The organism is Thiosulfatihalobacter marinus (genome assembly GCF_016019955.1).
GTDB lineage: Bacteria > Pseudomonadota > Alphaproteobacteria > Rhodobacterales > Rhodobacteraceae > Shimia > Shimia marinus_A.
The window spans coordinates 367166-383462 of the sequence record NZ_JAECRZ010000003.1 but is presented as its reverse complement, the minus strand read 5'-3'; the positions used below and the strand labels follow the sequence as shown (position 1 = coordinate 383462).

Annotated in this window: 11 protein-coding genes; 7 read left to right on the top strand and 4 right to left on the bottom strand. The window is 60.7% G+C overall.

The window, feature by feature from the left end; all coding sequences use genetic code 11:
* Positions 1-113 precede the first annotated feature (113 nt).
* Positions 114-7709 (top strand): LPD38 domain-containing protein, encoded by a 7596-nt coding sequence (locus tag I3253_RS07130; RefSeq protein WP_197916943.1) that lies wholly within the window; start codon positions 114-116, stop codon positions 7707-7709.
* Positions 7706-7987 (top strand): hypothetical protein, encoded by a 282-nt coding sequence (locus tag I3253_RS07125; RefSeq protein WP_197916942.1) that lies wholly within the window; start codon positions 7706-7708, stop codon positions 7985-7987. The genes I3253_RS07130 and I3253_RS07125 overlap by 4 nt, the downstream gene beginning before the upstream one ends.
* Positions 7988-8701: 714 nt before the next feature.
* Here the strand turns inward: I3253_RS07125 and I3253_RS07120 are convergent.
* The 4 genes from I3253_RS07120 to I3253_RS07105 all read right to left on the bottom strand — a co-directional run bounded on the left by I3253_RS07120 (position 8702) and on the right by I3253_RS07105 (position 12057).
* Positions 8702-9964: an AAA family ATPase gene (locus I3253_RS07120; protein WP_197916941.1), complete on the bottom strand. Its 1263-nt coding sequence runs from the start codon at positions 9962-9964 to the stop codon at positions 8702-8704.
* Positions 9964-10197, bottom strand: coding sequence for a hypothetical protein (locus tag I3253_RS07115; RefSeq protein ID WP_197916940.1), 234 nt, complete (start codon positions 10195-10197; stop codon positions 9964-9966). The genes I3253_RS07120 and I3253_RS07115 overlap by 1 nt, the downstream gene beginning before the upstream one ends.
* 468 nt (positions 10198-10665) lie before the next feature.
* Entirely contained in the window at positions 10666-11679 is a 1014-nt protein-coding gene (locus tag I3253_RS07110) for a YncE family protein (RefSeq protein WP_197916939.1), read from the bottom strand.
* Between the two features lie 201 nt (positions 11680-11880).
* Entirely contained in the window at positions 11881-12057 is a 177-nt protein-coding gene (locus I3253_RS07105) for an SHOCT domain-containing protein (protein WP_232236949.1), read from the bottom strand.
* A gap of 370 nt (positions 12058-12427) precedes the next feature.
* Here I3253_RS07105 and I3253_RS07100 point away from each other — a divergent pair, with 370 nt between their 5' ends.
* The 5 genes from I3253_RS07100 to I3253_RS07080 all read left to right on the top strand — a co-directional run bounded on the left by I3253_RS07100 (position 12428) and on the right by I3253_RS07080 (position 16234).
* The gene (locus tag I3253_RS07100; protein ID WP_197916938.1) at positions 12428-13108 is read left to right on the top strand and encodes an EF-hand domain-containing protein; all 681 of its coding nucleotides are present in this window, start codon (positions 12428-12430) and stop codon (positions 13106-13108) included.
* 139 nt (positions 13109-13247) lie between these two features.
* A complete protein-coding gene (locus I3253_RS07095; protein WP_197916937.1) occupies positions 13248-13634 on the top strand; it encodes a DUF302 domain-containing protein in 387 nt (128 codons plus the stop codon).
* 196 nt (positions 13635-13830) lie between these two features.
* Positions 13831-14517: a TVP38/TMEM64 family protein gene (locus I3253_RS07090; protein WP_197916936.1), complete on the top strand. Its 687-nt coding sequence runs from the start codon at positions 13831-13833 to the stop codon at positions 14515-14517.
* Positions 14518-14658: 141 nt separating this feature from the next.
* Positions 14659-15582 carry a prolipoprotein diacylglyceryl transferase gene (gene lgt / locus I3253_RS07085; protein WP_197916935.1) on the top strand — a complete coding sequence of 308 codons (924 nt, stop codon included), beginning with the start codon at positions 14659-14661 and terminating at the stop codon, positions 15580-15582.
* Positions 15583-15610: 28 nt separating this feature from the next.
* A complete protein-coding gene (locus I3253_RS07080; RefSeq protein WP_197916934.1) occupies positions 15611-16234 on the top strand; it encodes an RNA polymerase sigma factor in 624 nt (207 codons plus the stop codon).
* Positions 16235-16297 lie beyond the last annotated feature (63 nt).

Here is a 16297-nt window from a genome sequence, read left to right as displayed (position 1 = left end):
AAATTGGCGGCATGAAAACCAACCCGGATACACCTTAGATCAGCCGCTGAGCTGTCCGAAAAACCGGGACCACTTCATTCAACCGCGGCAACTTCGACCCGAATGACCCGCGCATGTTGCGCGAGGATGAGGCATCTTTCGATGATGCCCGGTATGAGGCTGCGGTTCCCATTTTCGCGCGCAACGTCGAAGGCGTGAATCTGGATGCAATTTCCGACGAAGAGGCTTATGTTGCTATGGCGCGGCCCCTCGTTGATGCCGGTCTCACCCGTGAAGCCTACTATGAGATGCGCCCGTATTTCGAACGGTTCCTTGCCGATGCGCGCGCTGGCAAGATCGACCTGATAGGAGACCAGGACAATGCACCAGCACCCGGCCCCGGTGTGGAACGCGATAGCGGAGATGCAACCCCTTCAGACGGATTGGGCGGAACAGATGTTTCCGATGCCCCAAGAAGCACTGGACGTGGCGATGGATCGCGAGCAGGCGAGACTGACCGAGGAAATGGGAAGCGATCGACTGGCGATGGCGTACCTGGCCGTGATGCCGACACTGTGGGAAGCCCCAGCGGTGCAGGCGTTCAAGGCAAGCGGTCACTACCTGTCGGACGGCGTGACGGTGATGGAGACCGTGCAGCAAGCGGTGATCGCCGCCAGCCGGGACTACAGCCTGACGACGCGGGAACAAGCGCAACTCGAAAAGAAGCTGCGGGAAATGCCAGCCGCGTAAGCGACGGATACACCCCACCGACAAGCCACCATGCGGCGGTTGCAAAGGCCGTTCCAGCCCTGCGCGCGGAACAGGTCGATGATGTCGTTCGGATCGAACGCCGGTTCTTCAAACCCGAGGACGGCAAGAACACCGGGCTGGGAATGCTCATCACCAACGGGGTCGGGACCGGCAAGACATTCACTGGCCTTGGTGCGGCAAAGCGGTTTGTCGACAGGGGTGCAAAAAGCGTCATTGTCGCGGTCAAAACCGACACCGAGGCCAAGAATTGGGTCAAGGAGTCTGAACTGATTGACCTCGATGTCGAGCAACTGCGCGACACCAACGACAACGGCGAGGGCCGTGCAAAGGTTGTGGTAACCACCTACGCGAACTTCGGTCAGAACAAGTCCCTCGCGCATCGTGACTGGGATCTGGTCATTGCCGATGAAGCGCACATGCTCACCCAGAACAAGAGGGGCGATGAGACTTCCGCGCTGAAGGCGTTGCGCGCGATCGGCAACAAGCCGTCCCATGCGTTCGAAAAATACCTGATGCAGCATGACAAGCAGATCGTGCGCGCCAAGAAGATCAAGGATGACGAGAAGCGCACCGAGGCGCTGGCGTCGATCTATCAAGCCGCCCGAGACGCAGCCAGCGCCGCCCAGACCAAGCCACCGAAGCAATCCAACGTCCTGTTCATGTCGGCAACACCCTGGGCCTATGACATGGCCGTGGACTATGGCGAGGGTTATCTGTTCGACTACGGCAAGGGCGAGACGCGCGAGGGATCACGGCAGGATGGTCGAACCTGGTTCATGGTCGAGAACTTCGGATACAGGGTGCGCTATCACAAACTGACGCAGCCGGAAGCGGCTGTTGACAGGGGTGTGTTCCACCGCGAGTTCCATGAGCGACTGAAGCGAGATGGCGCTCTTTGGGGCCGGAAACTTGAAGTCCCTGTGGACTATGATCGCAAGTTTGTCATGGTCGAGTATGACCTGGGCAACAAGATTGACGACGCACTCAAGTATCTATGGGAGAAGGGTAGCGCCGCGCGCACCGCTCTGCACAAGGCGGTGAAAGATTCCAACGTGTCGGTTAAGGCGCAAGACAAACTGGCAGCATCTGCGCAGGCATGGGGTAATCTGGAAAAAGCGATTAAGCGCAATTTCTCGTACCACAAGCGGATGCAGCTTCTTGAGGCAATGAAGGCAGAGGCCGCAATCCCTGACATCAAGAAACACCTGGCGATGGGCCGCAAGGTTGTTGTCTTCCACGATTTCAACAAAGGTGGCGCGACAAGCCCGTTCGAGGTCCAGGGCGACCCGGACATGATGGCGGCGCTGGACATCATGCACCGCGAACTGCCGTGGCTGAAAGACCTCGACTTTGGCCGACTGGCATCCCCGCGCGAACAGATCATGGAAGCCTTTGGCGACAGCGCTCGTGAGTTCAACGGCACCGTCCCGAAGAAACAGCGTCTGGCCAACAAGGACGAGTTCAACGACGATGCGTCCGGTGTGAAGGTCTTGCTGGTGCAATCCGACGCCGGGTCTGGCGGCATCTCGCTGCACGACACCACCGGCGGCCACCAGCGTGTTCTTGTCAATCTCGGTATGCCGGTGAAGCCCACGACCAGCTTGCAGGCCGAGGGGCGCACCCGGCGCGTGGGTAGCGTCTCGAACGCCCCATATCGCTACTACACCATCGGCACGACATGGGAGCGCGAAGCCTTTGCCCGCCGCATCGCCGAGCAATCCGGCGCCGTGGAAAACCTCGCTATGGGCAACGAGGCGCGCGCGATCCAGCAATCCTTCATCGACGCCTATATGGGCGCAGACCGGAACGCGCCTTCCTCAGAGGATGGCACAGGCGGGCGCGAGATGGATGCGGTCAGCCACAACACGTCCGAATTCGACAAGGCCAAGACCCATTACTTCGGCCGCCAGAAGATGAAGGGCAAGCGCGACCAGCGCAAAGGTATCGACTTCTTCCCGACGCCCGAACCGCTTGGCCTCAAAATGGTCGAATGGGCCGGGGTGCGTGCCTACGACAAGGCGTTGGAACCTTCCGCCGGTGATGGCGCAATTGCACGGTATTTCCCTGGCCATGCCGACCGGACGATTGTCGAGCCATCGACGGAATTGTCGTCGCGGGCGGAATTGCTTTCGCCCGGATCTCGCGTGGTCAATGACACGTTCGAAAACCTGAGCATCGTGAACAAGTATGATGTCGTGGTGATGAACCCGCCCTTCGGTCACGGTGGCAAGACGGCATATGAGCATGTGCGCAAGGCCATGATGCACACGCGCCCCGGTGGTCGCGTGGTTGCGCTGGTGCCGAGCGGCCCCGCAGCCGACAAGCAATTCGTCAAGATGATGGATGAAATGGGTAAGAGCGCGTTGGAGTGGAATTTTACCGCCAATATCACCCTGCCGTCTGTGACGTTTGAGCGCGCCGGCACAAGTGTTGCTGGCCGGGTTATCATCTTTGACCGGATCATGGATGTCGAAAAGACATCCCCAACAGCGAACATGAACCTTTCCGCGCCCAAGACGATTACTGAACTCTTCGACCGCCTTGAAGGTATCGCCGCCCCGACCCGCCCCGACCAGATCGGCAAGAGTGGTGTGGAAGAGGACATGGACGCGGCAGCGGAAGCGGATGGCCAACCAACGCAGGTTTCCGCGCCGCTGACCAGCGATGCGCCCGCCGCCAGCAAGTTCGACGTATTCGAATTCACCAACACGAAGACCGGTGAGATGATGTATGGCGCGCAGGTGCGCGAAAACCTTGGTGATCGGTTCAAGGCTGTTGTCGCGGTCGCGAAGAAGCATGACGGCTATTATTCCAAATTCCAGAACAAGGCCGCAGGCGCAAAGCGCGGGTTCCTGTTCCCGAGTGATGAGCAGCGCCGCGCCTTCATGGATGATCTCGGCAAGCCCGTGCAGGGCTTTGAGGAAAGTGCTTCAGATTTCAACGAAGGCCCAGGTACTTTTGCCGCGGAAGAGATGAAGGAACTGGCGGCTCTTGACCGTGATGTGGTCGCGGCCATCATGCCGAGCCTGCGCGCCGAACTGGACCGCCTGAACCTGAAGCGGGTGGATCTCGCCAATGTCGACATGGGGTCGCAGACCCAGGGCGCATTCACCGCCGCCCAAGGCCGTCTGGCAATCCTGATCGGGCAGGCCATCAATCCCAAAGCTACGCTCTATCACGAAGCCATCCACGCCATGCGCTCGATGAACCTGTTCACGCCGAAGGAATGGAAAGCGCTGGGGCTGGCCGCGCAACGCGAGTGGGTCGACAAGCATGACATCAAGGAACGCTATCCTGATCTGACGCCATCGGAACAGATCGAGGAAGCGATTGCTGAGGAATTCGCGGAGCGCGCCGCCAGCCGCAAGGCGCCGCGCGGCCCGCTTCTTGTGCAGGCGTTCAACAAGATCGGCCGCCTTCTCCGGGCGCTTCGCAATGCCGTGCGCGGCGCTGGCTTCCAGACCGCCGAAGATGTGTTTGGCAAAGCGATGGCGGGTCAGATCGGGGCGCGTGATGCAGGGAACACCGGGGCCGCTGCGACCTTACGTGATCAACGTGGTCGATTTGATGATCTGCGCCAGTGGATCACGGGTCTTACTCGGATGAAAATGGGCAAAGCGGCGGCGACAGATGATGCGCGGCTAGGCGATGTCGGTCCTGTTCTGGCAAATTTCCTAAACCCGAACCACCCGATTGTTCTAAAATCGGCAAGAGCCAAGGCGATTGTCAGGGATCACCCAAGCATCACCTGGAAGGTGCTGGAAAACCTCGCAACCAAGCTGCGCGACCCGGAGTTTGTTCTGAGTTCAGCAACGCGCAAGGATAGCATCGTCAGCGTGCCGATTATGATCGGAGACATGCCAATGGTCGTTTCGATCAAGAGGGACGGAACCGATCGGAACGGGAAGCCTGCCAACGAAATCACAAGCGTCTATATGAAAGATGACTCCAAGTGGCTGGACAGGCAAGTATCTTCTGGAAGGTTGCTCTATGATCGAGACGGGAAGCGCGCGGGGGGCAGTGCGAACCGTCCACGGTCCAATTCCGCTTCTGTCCAGCGCAAGGCTGATCTAACCCCGCCGCGCAACAAGAAGATACTCACCCGCGCTGATATTTTCAAGGGGATCAAAGAGCAGCGCAACCCGGCCCTGCCCCGCATCCAGCGCGCACGACAAGGACAAGGTGGTTCACAAGCGCTTCCGGTTCACATCCCGGATCGCCGCGTTTGGGATGAACTGTCGCGCACTGGTGCAAGCGTATTTGAGCGTATCCGGGGCGCTGGCGGCGCCATCTATGATATGGTCGATCGCGCGCGTTATCAGGTTCAGGACCGGTTCCTGCCGGTGCTACGCGCGCAAGAGGCAATTGAGCGCGCCATTGGCCAGCGCCTGCCGGATCATCACAACGCCTATGCTGCGGAAACGACCTTCAGCGGTCGCGCAGGTCGCCATCTGTTCGAGATTGACGAGGATTACACCAAGCCAATCATCCAGATCATCGCGTCCACCAATGGTGGATTGACCGCCGAGAATGTGGGCGACTGGCTGGCCGCGCGCCATGCCAAGGAACGCAACGCGCGCATCGCCTCGATCAACCCGTCCATGCCGGATGGCGGGTCAGGCATCACCGACGCCGAAGCAGACGCATACCTGAACCAGATGGCGGCAAGCCCCTATCAGGCGGAACTTGACCAGATTGCGGACTTGATCAACCAGCTTCGCGAACGCACGCTGAAACAACGCCGGAATGCCGGCCTGTTGTCGCCGCAAGAATACGTGATGTGGAAAAACCAGTATGACCATTACGTACCTCTCAAGGGGTTTGATGAAAGCGACCATGCCGAGGCAACGCTTGACATGACCGGGCTTGGCCGCCGCTACAATGCGCGCGGGCCGGAATCCATGCGCGCCCTTGGCCGGTCCTCGATGGCATTCAATCCGCTGGTCGCAGCGATCACGCAGGCAAAGGAGGTATCCATTCGGGCCGAAAAGAACCGTGTTGCACAGCACCTTTACCGGTTGGCCAAGGACCACCCGTCGCAAGCCCTGTGGTCTGTGAAGACGCCAAAGCAGAAGCGCTACTACAACCGCACGACCGGCCTCGTGGAAACCCGCATTGAACCCGCCGCAACATCCCGGATGCAGAAGAACGAATTCGCGGTCAAGATCGACGGGCAGGAACACCGGATTGTCCTGCACGATGAGCGCCTGACGGACGCCCTTGGTCAAGTCGGCGCCGATGAAATGGCCGGGATCACCCGCGTTCTTGGTATGTACACGCGCTATCAGTCGATGGTGCTGACCATGTTGAACCCGGAATTCGTGGTGCGGAACGCCTTCCGTGACTTCCAGGCCGCGCAGATCAACCTTCCGCAAATGACCGACGAAAAAGGGTTCGGTGCTGCCGTTGCCAAGACCTGGCCGAAAGCGCTGGCCGGATCGTGGCGTGGCATGAAGAACAAGACTGACACGGACTGGTCGAAGCACTGGAAAGAGTTCGAACAAGCTGGCGGGCGCGTGTCGTTCTGGACGCTGGACAACCCTGTTTCGACATCGGGCGACATCGGGCGCCGCATCGACCTTGCCCGCGGCAACAAGGCGGCGCGCATCCTCAAGGCCGCCACCAGCCCGCGTGCGCTGTTTTCCACGCGCGACAACGCTATCCTGGGGTCGATCGAGCGCGCCAACCTTGCGGTTGACAATGCCGTGCGCCTCGCAGCCTTCGTTGAGGCACGCAAGCGCGGATGGTCAAAGCAGGACGCCGCGACCCTTGCCAAAAACCTGACCGTCAACTTCAATCGCCGCGGCAAACAGACGTGGCTCAACAGCGTCTTCCTGTTCTTCAACGCCGCAGCGCAAGGCTTGCAGGTGTTTGGCCGAGTCATGTTCTCGAAATACGGTGCGATGGTTGGCGGCGGCATGGTGGCCTATGGCCTGATCGAAGACCTTCTGAACGCCTCACTGTCTGAAGAAGACGATGACGGCGAACTGGCCTATGACAAGATCCCCGACTACCAGTCGCAGCGCAACTTCATGTGGATGGTGCGCAAGGGCGAAGATGGCGAAGGTGGCATGGGCGAAATGGGCGATGCGATCAAGATTCCCATGCCCTATGTCTATTCGGTGTTCGTCTATGCGGGACGCCAAATCGGCAAGGTTGCGCGCGGGGTAAAAGACCCGGACGAGGCGATCCTTGATGTCGCTCTAGCGGCCGCGACGGACATTTCCCCGGTAGGCTTCTCGGAACCCGTTGATATGGTGACGCCGACGCTTCTGAAAGACATGATCGAATTCCGTGACAACCGCGACTGGCTGGACCGGCCCATTCGGCCGGAATATCAGTTCAACGATTATGGACCGATGGCCTATAAGCATTATGTCGGAGTTTCGGAGATTTCGCGGCAGGCGGCGGATTGGCTGAACCGGGCAACCGGCGGCAATGCAGCGACCAGTGGTTTGATCGACATCAGCCCGGAATACCTCGATCACGCGATTGGAACCGCGACAGGCAGCTCAGGTAAGTTTTGGACAGACAGTCTAGACTTTGCTATCAAGGCTGCCACCGGCCGCGCGGATATGGTTGAAGACAACAACATTCCATTCGTGTCCGAAATTGCCCTTGATACCGGCGTTTGGCTGGACCGTGACCGCTTCTATAAGCGCCTCGACATTGTAAGAGACGCCAAGGCGCGCATGAAGGCCAGCAAGGAAACGGGCGAGGCCGCGACAAAAGAAACGCGCATTTACAGCGGCTTGTCGAGCGTTGCTACTCAAGCGCAGCGCGCGGTTTCCGCTCGGAACAAGCAGCGCATGTCGGTTCGATTGGACCCAAACTTGACCGAAGCACAGCGCGCGGACAAATATAGGGCCATCGAAAAGGAGCAGGCCGCCATGTTCCTGAAATTCAACCGTGCCTTCATTCAACGCCAGACGGCCCTAGAAAATGGAAGCGGACGATGACCCGCATGATCGCCACTGTAGGGGCGGGCTTTGTCCTCGCCGTCTACGTCGCCTGGAACACCGGCTATGACCGCGCACTGTCGGATGCGCCGGGATTGATCGAGGCGTCCGAGCGCGAAGCCGCACGATATAGCGAGTATCTGGACGCGATTGTCGATGGCGCCGATTTCCCTGAAGAACACCGGGCGTTCTGTGTCGACATGATCGACCGGGCGCGGGATCTTATCGAGGGGGAATGGGCCGCCGAGGTTTTGGCGCGCGAACCCGCTTCACGCTGACTGGCAAGCCGTGTTCCTGCCATGCCCTGACCGCCGCCGCCACCGGGCCGGAAACCCTATCTTCTGAAATCATGCGATAGATAGTTGAGGGCGCAACCCCAAGTGCACCGGCCAGCGGAGACCGCCAGTTTTCCTCGCCAAACCAAGCCTTGGCTTGTGACTTCAATTCCGCGCCGCGCATTCGCTTCATGCTCTGCACCCTCGCACATCTTGCACGGGTGCATTTTGCACTATTTCATCCCGCCGCACAATCAGCCCTGCCCCTGCCACGGTGTCCCAGCACGACGAAAATCCATTGTTGAAAGGACAAATCATGGCTCGTTCGCAGTTTGACGAGGTGTCGGTTACGCTTAGCGCGGATGTCGGCTTTGGCGGCACCTTCACCGCATCCTATCCCACCGGTCGCACCGCAACTGACTATCTTGGCGGCTCGGAATCCATGCTCTACAGTCAGTCGCACAAACCGCTGTCTCAGGAAGATGGCGAGTTTACTCTGACCTTTGGCGCTTCGAACATCACTTTCACCATGCAGACCGCCGTGTCTCTGGTGAGTGGCGAGACGGTTTACCTGAACCTCGATCGCGCCGAAGGCGACGGAAGTGTAACCGATGCCGCCGAGGCGCTGGCTTCCAGCGCCAACATGACCGCTATGGAGGTCATCAAAATCGATCTTGGCGCACCTGATGTCGCTGACGTTGACGGCATTCTTGAAGCCTATACCGGATCGACTCCTGCCCTTGATGGCGCGCTGGTATCTGGTGGCGTGGCAACTCTCGACGTTCCGCGCAATATCGTGGTCGACTCTGGCGGCGTTGATACCGCCGTCTTGACCTTTACCGGCACCGATGAGTACGGGAACACTGTTGTCGAATCCATCACCCTGAACGGCACAACCGCCGTTGCTGGCAAGAAGGCGTTCAAGACCGTGACCGGCGTTTCGTCTAGTCCCTCTAGGTCGTCATAGTCCCGGCCCTCTGACCGGAGTATGTCATCGAGCCTCCGATGCAACTCGTCGGCGTCATCCTCGGCAGACAGGAAGATCACATGACCGGTTGGGGTAGCGTTGCCAACCCAACCCGTGCCGGCCACAACGGCCACGGCCAGTTGCAGGGCCAGCAGGCTCTTACCGGTGCCTCCGTCGCCGCTGAACAGCGTGACGGTCTTCTGGGGCACCAGACCCTGCACCAACCACTCTCGCGGTGGCACAGGCTTGCCCTTGAGCGTCTCGGCCGGAAAGAACCGGCTTTCACGCCCCGCCGGTGCGAACTTGGCGAAACCGCTGTCGATGCTGTTGATCAGGTTTCGGTCCCAGACTGGGCAAACGAACTGGATCAGACCTGTCGCAAAGTCCTTACTGACGCCCTGAGCAGCCAGGGAAGCTGCAAGATCGCGGGTTGCCGCATGTTTCTCGCCATCGGTACCGGCGTTTTCGAATAGGCGCTGGTAATCCTCGACAGTCTTGTAACTGTCCCGAGTCGCCCCAGTGTCGGGTGCCTCCTTGGCCTTCCCGATCAGTTTCGAAAAGGGCCAGGGGGCAATGTCAGCGTCATGGATCACGTCGCCATAACAGACGAACATGCCGCCATTGGCGCGAATATCCACCGCTGGGGCCGGATCACTCTGCGTATTGCGTTGATCGAACTGGGCTGAACGATACACGAAATGTCGGCCACGCGGTGTGGCCATGACCAGCGTTTCCGTCAGCCCCAGCCCATCGGCAGCCCCCTCTCTGTCCTCATCGACAACCCAAACGCCAGACGGCTTGCAGGACACGCCAACATGCGTGGCCTCGCGCCAGTTCAGCGCTTCGATTACCTCGGGGGCATTGGATGCCTCGCTTCCCCATTTGCACAGGTAGATTTTCTTGTGCTTGCCGCCCTCCTTGGGAACCAGCTTCACCGGAAAGACATTCCAGCCGTAAGTGTCCGCAAGCTCAAGCGCCAGGTCCAGGGGCGAGCGTGCAAATGCGCCGTCCATCACGCCACCCCCGACAATTCCAGGGGGTCGTAGGGCCCCACGCCCTCGACAGTCGCGAGCGGCTTTCGGTCATCATCCATCAGCACCCGATCGGGGTTGCAGGTACAGACCCGCGCATTCGAGTAAATCAGACAGGCCGGATCGTGGCGCAGCTCGACGTGCAGAACGCGACCAGGGCGACAGTGCTTGCGGAGCGCGGCAGACCATGCGCGGCGGGCTTTGCGATTGCTCATACCAGCGCCCCCCAATGCACTGCCAAATTGGGGAAAGCTGCGGTATATTCAGGGAGTGCACTATGTTGGACGCAAGCAGCACTACAAACCCCGGATGCGATTGCCGTCGCGCCGGGGTTTTCGTTTGTCGATTGGTTGGAAGTGTGTCCCGAACGGGTTTCTAACCCATTGTTCCGATTAGGGGGGTAAACGCCGGTTGTGTCCCGCACGGGGGGCTGATTTTCTTCACAGAATCCGGCTTTTTGATAGTGCTGCCGCGGTCACGAAATTTCAGAGTTCACTGGATACAAGGGCGAAACACCAAGGCGATAGCCTCGCCTCGTCGCGGTTTCCCTTTTGGAAACGGGCGTGTCCTTAGGATCCCAGGGCACGCGAACACCTTTGCCCATGGAATGGGTTGGCGGTGCACAAGAGTGCTGGAACAGGGGAGGGCGGGCGGCGCAGCGCCCGCCTTCGGGGTGTGGAGGTTCAGTTCATTTCCAAGAACTGGTGGCCGGTTTGCGCGGTTTCGATCGTCTTGCGCAATTCCAGCGTGGCCGGGTCCACGACCCACAACACATTTTCGGATGCGCTGCTGACGAGGATCGCGCCTGAAACACTGGCCATATGGTAGGGCTCGGGGCCGATATCCGCTTCCATGCGCTTGCCCGACGCGCGATCGATACGGACCACCCGCTCGCGTTCGCGCGCGCTGGACCAGATCGCATTTTCATCTGCCGCGACACCGTGCAGGCCACCGCCGATCTCGTAGCGCTCCAGGGTCTCTCCGGTATCCGCGTTCAGAACGGCAACCGTGCCGCCCTCGGCCTCGCTGACGATCAGCTGCCGGGCGTCGGCATTCAGCTCCATGTGCTTGGGCGCGCCCTTGAGTTTGAAGTTCCGCTCCACGATTCCGGCTACAGGGTCAACATCGCTCACCGTGTCATTGCCCGCATTGGACACAAAGAACCGGCCTGTCTTGGGGTCTGCCGTTGCATATTCGGGGATCGGTCCGGTGGCGATCGTTGCCGTCACCTCGCCGCTCTCCAGATCGATCACCGAGATGGCATCAAGGGCCGGATGGGTGACAACGGCATAGCGCTCGTCCGCCGAGACCTCGACATGGTGCACGATGCCGGGCACCTCGATCCGGCGCACGATCTCGTGGCTCTTGGCGTCGACCAGCGTTACCAGGCTGGCCGATTCCGGCATCGGCTTGGCACCGCCTCCGTGATGCGCGTTATGATCGCCCTCGGACACGCCCGCCGGTTTCTCGACCATGCCGGGGGTTGTTTCCGAAAGGCTGCCCGCCACCAGAAGGCCGCGCCCGGGTGCACCGGCCAGGCCGTGCACGTTGTCCAGCCCGCTGACGCGACCGACCACGTTGAACTGGTCGTCAAGATGCAGCACCGTGCCGCCATCTCCTTCGGGGACATAAACATCCGCCTGAGCGGCACTGCCGGCGATCAGGGCTGCGGTTACTGGGAGAAGATACCGTCTCATCAGGCGATCCTTTCATATTCCATTTTTTGCGTGTTTCTGGGTAACATATTCGAGAGGCCCGGCAAGCGCCGGGCCGGAACTATCGGGTAACGCCGTGTCGCAGAACGGGTTTGCGTTACAGTCTGCGACAAAACAGGCATCCGGCGCCCGTCAGGCAGGCGGCACGACAGCGCAGGCGCGGGCGTCGGGCCTGTCCACATGTCAGTCTTCAAGTGCCGCCTTGCGCCGCTCATATTCTTCCCCGTCGATTTCGCCCCTGGCAAAGCGACGGCGCAGGATTGCGGCGGCGTCCGGCGTGTCTTCAGGGCCGGATCGTGCGGAAAACCCGCGAACCGCCAGCACGATAACCGCGATGACCGCCCCCCAGATCAAAAACATCATCACTCCGCCGGACATGCCATACCCGCCACCCCACATCACGCCAGGCCTCCGCCGGTTTTACCGTCCACGACATTGCCGCGCCGCGTCCCTGCCGCGCGTCCCGGGATTGGTGGCGTTACAAAGCGAAGTTCTCTGAACACGACATCTGCCTTTCCTTCAGGTTCGGACAATTCCTGCCCGTACGGCATGGTTCCAGGTACCTGTGTATTCAATTGTAAGGCGCCTTTCCCAAGAGATTTGTCGCGAAGTGTAACAGCGGGGGGTTTTCGTGAACTCCCGATACAAAAGAGCGCCCCCGGGGGCATTCCATTGGAACCGGAACGCGCCATATGTTGCCCATCACAACACTGAACAAGAGGTGACTGACATGAAACGCACGACTCTTCTCGCGGCCACTGCGCTGACGGCAACTCTTCTGGGTGGCGTTGCCTTCGCGGACGGCAACAACAGCCATGGCATGAAACAGGGCGACAAGTCCGGCTCTGCAATGATGATGCAGGGCGATCGTCAGGGCATGATGGACGGCAAGGGCATGATGCAGGGCGACCGCCAGGGCATGATGGACATGCAAGGCATGATGAAGATGATGGGCGGCATGGAAGGCATGATGGGCATGATGCAGCAAATGCACGGCAACATGATGGGCAACATGATGGGCAAGGGTCATGGCAACATGATGGGCGGCGACATGATGCGGATGCTTGACGCGGACGGCGACGGCACGTTGACGCCCGAGGAAATGCGCGCCCAGTTGCAGGCCAAACTGACGGAATTTGACGCCGACGGTGACGGAACCCTGTCGATCGCCGAATACGAGGCCCTGCACAGCGCCGCGATTCGCGAAAAGATGGTGGACCGGTTCCAGTACCTGGATGCGGATGGTGACGGTGCGGTCACTGCCGAAGAAATGACCGCCCCCGCCGACAAGCTGGAGCGGATGCAAAAAGCGCACCCGAAAAAGGACGCCAAGCACATGAAGCCGGGTAAGGACATGGGCAAGGACATGGACAAGGACATGGACAGCGGATCCATGATGAAAGACAACTGATCGGTGCGGCGCCGGGACATCCCGGCGCCGACATTCTGGCACTTGCTGATGCAGGCATCAGCCGGAACCGAACGCGCGATGCGTTCGGATTTGCTGTTTCAGGCACAGACATCTGCCAGCCCCGCAAGAGGAGCCGCCCGTGGCCTATACCTACAACAGGATCCTGCGTGACCTGGATATCGACGAAGCCGAGACGCGAATCCGCAATGCCCTGGCGGATAACGGGTTTGGCGTGCTGACCGAAATTGATGTGGCTGCAACGATGAAAGCAAAGCTTGGTGTCGACATCGCCCCCTACCGCATTCTGGGCGCCTGCAATCCCACCATGGTCCACGAAGCCATCGGGCTGGAGTCGCGCATCGGCACGATGTTGCCGTGCAACGTCATCCTGCGTCAGGTGGAGGAGGGTGTCGAGATCGGCGTGATTGATCCGGTGGCCTCTATGCAAGCCGTTGAAAACAAGGACTTGCATCCCATCGCGGATCTAGGGCGCGAGTTGCTTGAAAATGCCGTGAACGCCGCCTGAGGACAGATGAATTCCCTTGACCTTCCAGCAACTGGAGGCCGCATACTCTGGCGGACGCAGAGCCATCGGGATCGGAAACCAGCAATATGAAGAGACCATCGTACAAGCAAAGGACCGGCGCGCCAGGAGCGCGGTCGCGTTGCGTCGATGCTCTGGCCGGTCCGCCGCTTCGGCCCAAAGCCGAAAAGAGGCCGGGATGAACATGTCCGCGGGTCTCCGCCCCTATGCCAAGCCCGTCGCCGCGCTGATTTTCGCGGGGCTTTTGCTGCTGTTTGCCTACGGGCCGCTCTCCGGTATCCTTGCCGAACTGAACAATGACAGGATTTCCGCCTGGGTCGCGGCGGTTGGCCCCTGGGGGCCGGTCCTGATTGTCGCACTGATGGTCGCCGCCGTGGTGGCCAGCCCGATCCCCAGCGGCCCCATCGCCCTGGCCGCGGGCGCGGCCTATGGCCATGTTTATGGCGCGTACTATGTGCTGGCCGGAGCCGAAATCGGGGCGCTTGCCGCGTTTGGACTTGCCCGGTTCCTGGGCCGTGACGTGCTGTACCGATGGTTCGGCGACAAGATCGATACCGGCTGGCTTGGTTCGCAAAACGCGCTGACGGTCACGGTGTTTGCCAGCCGCCTCATGCCCTTTATCTCCTTTGATATCGTCAGCTATGCCGCCGGGCTCAGCAAGCTGCATTTCTGGCGCTTCGGCCTGGCAACCCTGGCGGGCATCATTCCCGCGAGCTTTGTGTTTGCCCATTTCGGCGCGGAAATGGCCAGTGCCGAATCCAGCCGCGCGGCGCTGGCGGCGATCGGGCTGGGGGGGATCACGCTGATCCCGCTGGTGGTTGTCGGGGTCCGGGACTGGCGGCGGCAGAGGCTGCGCCATGGGTAAGTCAAACACAACACGCGTTCGGGGTATCCGCACCTCCGGCTCGCGCGCCATGGCGGGCACCGCCATGCCGCAAGGCACATCACCGGATCGCCCGATCGCGCTCCGATTCCGCACTCCATCAAAAATACAGGAACGTCATACATGCTGACCGCAGCACTCTCATTCCCTGACATCGGTACCGAGTTGTTCTCGGTCCAGATCGGCAGTTTCGACTTCGCGCTGCGCTGGTACGCGCTTGCCTATATCGTCGGCATCCTCATTGGCTGGCGCCTGTGCGTGGTGTCGGTGGGCCGTGCTGGTATCTGGCCGCCCGCCGGGCCGCCGCTGGACCGCCGCCAGATCGAAGACCTGGTGACATGGATCATTCTGGGGGTCATTCTAGGCGGGAGGCTGGGCTTTGCTCTGTTCTACCAGCCGGAATACTATCTCGCCAACCCGCTGGAAATCCTCAAGATCTGGCAGGGCGGCATGTCGTTCCATGGCGGTTTTGCCGGGGTGGCTATCGCGGTTCTGATTTTCTGCCTGCGTCTCAGGGCGCCCCTGCTCAGCACCGCCGACATGCTGGCGCTGGCTACGCCGCCGGGCCTTTTCCTGGGACGGCTGGCCAATTTCACCAATAACGAACTCTGGGGACGGCCCGCGGATGTGCCCTGGGCAGTGATCTTTCCGGGCGAGGCCGCGCAGGCGTGCGGGGGCGTTGTCGGGCTGTGCGCCCGCCACCCGTCGCAGCTTTACGAAGCGTTGCTCGAAGGGCTGTTGCTTGGAACCGTGCTGCTGGTTCTGGCCTGGCGTCGTGGATGGCTGAAGATGCCGGGCGCGCTGACCGGGGTGTTCCTGACCGGCTACGGGCTGTCCAGAAGCTTTGTCGAACTGTTCCGGCAACCCGACATGCAGTTCGTGACCCCCGGCAACCCGGTTGGACACGCCCTGCATTTCGGAAACTGGGGGCTGACAATGGGGCAGATCCTGTCGGCGCCAATGATCCTGGTGGGGCTGGCCCTGATTTTTTATGCGTTCAGGCGCGCGCGTGGCGCGGTCGATCCCCGGCCCGACACGGCGGTCTGAGCGAGCGATCCGAAAAGGAGGAACGCACATGTCGAATGCATCAGACGCGCGAAATACAGACGCATCGCCCGTGACCGCGCTGGTCGAGGGACGGGGCGCGTTTCTGGGATTTCTGGTCAAACGTCTTGGCAACCGGGCCGAGGCGGAGGACGTGTTGCAGGAATTCTGCCTGCGTGTGCTGGCCCGCAAGGATCAGCTGCGCGAGGTGGACCGGATGGATGCCTGGTTATACGCGATCCTGCGGTCCACCCTTAACGATCACTTCCGCAAATCCGCGCGGCGCACCCGGTTGGCTGGCGCCGTTGCGCGCGAACCCCAGGAATGGGTTGTGGACGCTCCGTCCCAGATGGCGCGACTGTGTACATGCCCCGGCGGGCTGATTTCCGATTTGCGCCCGTCTGACGCCGAATTGATCCGGCGGATCGACTTTGGCGAGGAAGAACGCGGGGCGGTGGCGCAGGATCTGGGGCTAAGCCGCAACGCGCTTGGCGTTCGCCTGCACCGCGCGCGCGCGGCGCTGCGCGATGCCTTGATAAAACATTGCGGGGATTGCTGCCGGGCCGAGGGGCGCGACGATTGCTCATGTCCGCCCGAAGGCTGCGAGAACGAAACCCATGACACGCATTGCGAGGCCGACACCAGGACAGCCTGACCTTTTTCGGGTCACGGGCTGTAACGTTTCCCGCGATCCGGCGTCTTCAGGAATAACGGTGCA

Coding starts and splice junctions, on each gene's coding strand:
- I3253_RS07090 (WP_197916936.1), top strand. CDS start 13,831: ATGAACATGTCCGCGGGTCTCCGCCCCTATGCCAAGCCCGTCGCCGCG.
- I3253_RS07100 (WP_197916938.1), top strand. CDS start 12,428: ATGAAACGCACGACTCTTCTCGCGGCCACTGCGCTGACGGCAACTCTT.
- I3253_RS07115 (WP_197916940.1), bottom strand. CDS start 10,197: ATGAGCAATCGCAAAGCCCGCCGCGCATGGTCTGCCGCGCTCCGCAAG.
- I3253_RS07120 (WP_197916941.1), bottom strand. CDS start 9,964: ATGGACGGCGCATTTGCACGCTCGCCCCTGGACCTGGCGCTTGAGCTT.
- lgt (WP_197916935.1), top strand. CDS start 14,659: ATGCTGACCGCAGCACTCTCATTCCCTGACATCGGTACCGAGTTGTTC.
- I3253_RS07130 (WP_197916943.1), top strand. CDS start 114: ATGTTGCGCGAGGATGAGGCATCTTTCGATGATGCCCGGTATGAGGCT.
- I3253_RS07105 (WP_232236949.1), bottom strand. CDS start 12,057: ATGTTTTTGATCTGGGGGGCGGTCATCGCGGTTATCGTGCTGGCGGTT.
- I3253_RS07080 (WP_197916934.1), top strand. CDS start 15,611: ATGTCGAATGCATCAGACGCGCGAAATACAGACGCATCGCCCGTGACC.
- I3253_RS07125 (WP_197916942.1), top strand. CDS start 7,706: ATGACCCGCATGATCGCCACTGTAGGGGCGGGCTTTGTCCTCGCCGTC.
- I3253_RS07110 (WP_197916939.1), bottom strand. CDS start 11,679: ATGAGACGGTATCTTCTCCCAGTAACCGCAGCCCTGATCGCCGGCAGT.